The following is a 2,519-nucleotide window of genomic DNA, read 5'->3' as shown; positions in this document are numbered from 1 at the left end:
TATCCTCTTTTGTTTGGTCATTTTCTCTATAATGGTGTACAACGTAATGGCTAAACTACGACCAGCGGGTGCGTCACCCGGTGGATGGAGATTAGCTAATGTTGTGGCTAGTTTTTGTTTTTACATATTGCGACTAAACTGTCAGTTATTTTTTCTAATCCTCTTGAGCGTTTAAATTCACTCCATTTGGCTAAACTATCTTTTGAGCTAATTACATATTCTCTGAATGAGTAATTAATTCCGCCAATTGAGCTCGGATTGTATTTAGTTCCGCCACCAATTAACCAAATTCCAACTTCGTTTTCGTCTGGTCTATTTTCTGAATCTTCCCAAAACATATGATTAGCTCGAAATGGGATTTCTGTTTTATTTCCGTTATTGTCAATTTTGAAATAGCGATTATTAATATATCCGCTTTTTAAATTTCCCTTGTAAAGCAAAATCCCGTTATCAGGAATTCTTAATTGTTCTCGGTTGTCAATAATTTCGATTTCCTCTCCACAAGGCATATCAGAAACCACAATTGCTTTTCCATTAAAGTTCTCTGGAAATATTAAATCAAGTTTTTGTGCAGTTGCTGTTCCGATTGTTCCTATTAAGTAGAAATATAAATGCATACTCGGATACCATAAAATTATTGGTATCAAAATCCAAATTAGTTTTGTTTTCAATTTTTTGTCAGAAAGCAGAAGTATAATAATTCCTATTATGAACAGAGGAACTCCGAAAATCAGTAAGTACGGATTTAAGCAAACCAAAAAGGCTATAATTATAATTACGATTCCAATTTTTGCTTTCATTTCAGATTTGGATCAAATTAGCCACAACGTAATGGCTAAACTACGACCAGCGGGTGCGTCACCCGGTGGATGGAGATTAGCTATTGTTCTATGTTGTTTAATTACAATTTAATAATGTCTCTTGAAAACGTTTTTTACTGAGTATTTCCTCTAATTCATCTATGTGTCTAGAATTTAATCTATCATAAAAAGAGTAATACTTAAATAAAGCTGCCAAACCTATTATTCCAAACTCTTCATATATGGTTAAAACTAGGCAATTAGAATTTATCTTTGTATTAGATTTAACATTTAATTCTAATTCTTTCTGATACTTGAGGAGTTGATCTTGAGTGGGTTTTTCAAAATTAATCTTACTTACTTCATAGTCTAAAGGTGAATATGAAACTATAAATTCATCACCTTCATTAATTATCAAATAACATTCTTTTTTGGATGATTTGTAAGTTTTATCTGTTATATATTGATCATTTACATAGTATCCGTATTCATAATTTCCAATCATTTCCCCTGTTGTATAATCTAAGTCTTTTGATAATAAATTTGCTTCATAGTAATAATGTCTAGATAAGTAAATCATAAAACTTGTAAAGACTAATCCTAAAATGAGAGTTTGTAACCGTTCTTTATCGTTTTTGTGTATTAATTTTAATTCTATTGCTTTAGCCTGAAATTGTTTATTGTATAAGCCATTCTTTTGAATTTTATGTTTGAATAAAAGGAAATAAATTTTGGAAAAAAAATATGACATCCAGATTGGAATAGTAATTACCATTGGGAGTAAATAACCTTTATTTGTATTTGATGAATATATAAATCCAATGATCATACCTATGAACATAATTAATAGTCCAAAGGATACATTTTTACCTGAATGTCTTTCTAATAATTCAATTGTCCTGTATTGATTTTTCTTAATTGCTTGCTTTTCCATATATGACATAGAACGTAATGGCTAAACTACGACCAGCGAGTGTGTCACCCGATGGATGGAGTTTTAGCTGATGTTACAGGTTTTTATCAATTAAAGTACCATCCAACCTTTTTTAAAGAAAGTAAGTTTTGAATTTAATATAAAATCTTCCATACTAGTTCTATTATTTGCTTTTGTATTTGTAAGTTCAAATAAATAAACAGTAGGGTTTGGAATATCCTTATCAAATAACCAAAACCAAAAGCGTTTAACTTTTGCAGATTTAGAAAGGAATTTTATTTCTTCCAATTTAAATACTGTCAAACTATCACCTCTTTTTAATGTATATATATATCTATCAAATGGAGATAGTAGTTCTAATTCTTCTGTTGATTTTTTTGGTTCAAGATGGTAACCTATTATGAGTTGAGGATACAAAATACCTTGACTAAATAATGGTTGAAATGAATCACTTGTACTTTCAATAAAAAATGATTTGTTATTAAACCTATATTCATAATTACTTATTTTTCTAACTTCACCTTTATATGTGGAAAAAATTGAATCACGATAATTATATTTAAAAAACTCTTGTGCCCAATATTTTTCCTGTTCACCTTGATTTTTAAAAGTTGGCTTCAATTCTTCTTGAGAAAAAGCTTTAATACCTATTAATATTAAAATTAGTGTAATTAATAACCTCATTAAAATTAATCTAGATTCAATGGCAATTACCTGTAACGTAATGGCTAAACTACGACCAGAGGGCGTGTCGACCGATGGATGGAGATTAGCTGATGTTGGCA

3 protein-coding genes are annotated in these 2,519 nt (G+C 29.7%); all 3 read right to left on the bottom strand.

The features are described from left to right. Positions 1–107: 107 nt before the first annotated feature. The gene (locus HGP29_RS27930) at positions 108–800 is read right to left on the bottom strand and encodes a DUF6843 domain-containing protein (RefSeq protein ID WP_168885767.1); all 693 of its coding nucleotides are present in this window, start codon (positions 798–800) and stop codon (positions 108–110) included. Positions 801–897: 97 nt separating this feature from the next. Then, a complete protein-coding gene (locus HGP29_RS27925) occupies positions 898–1,734 on the bottom strand; it encodes a hypothetical protein (protein ID WP_168885766.1) in 837 nt (278 codons plus the stop codon). Positions 1,735–1,824: 90 nt separating this feature from the next. Then, on the bottom strand, positions 1,825–2,519 hold a 695-nt coding region (locus HGP29_RS27920; protein ID WP_168885765.1), incomplete at its 5' end, for a hypothetical protein.

Origin of the sequence: Flammeovirga agarivorans (assembly GCF_012641475.1) — a bacterium.
Lineage (GTDB): Bacteria > Bacteroidota > Bacteroidia > Cytophagales > Flammeovirgaceae > Flammeovirga > Flammeovirga agarivorans.
This window is presented reverse-complemented; position numbering and strand designations above follow the sequence as displayed.

What these genes read in the sequence shown, in the direction of transcription:
- HGP29_RS27930 (WP_168885767.1), bottom strand. Translation starts at nt 800, where the DNA reads ATGAAAGCAAAAATTGGAATCGTAATTATAATTATAGCCTTTTTGGTT.
- HGP29_RS27925 (WP_168885766.1), bottom strand. Translation starts at nt 1,734, where the DNA reads ATGGAAAAGCAAGCAATTAAGAAAAATCAATACAGGACAATTGAATTA.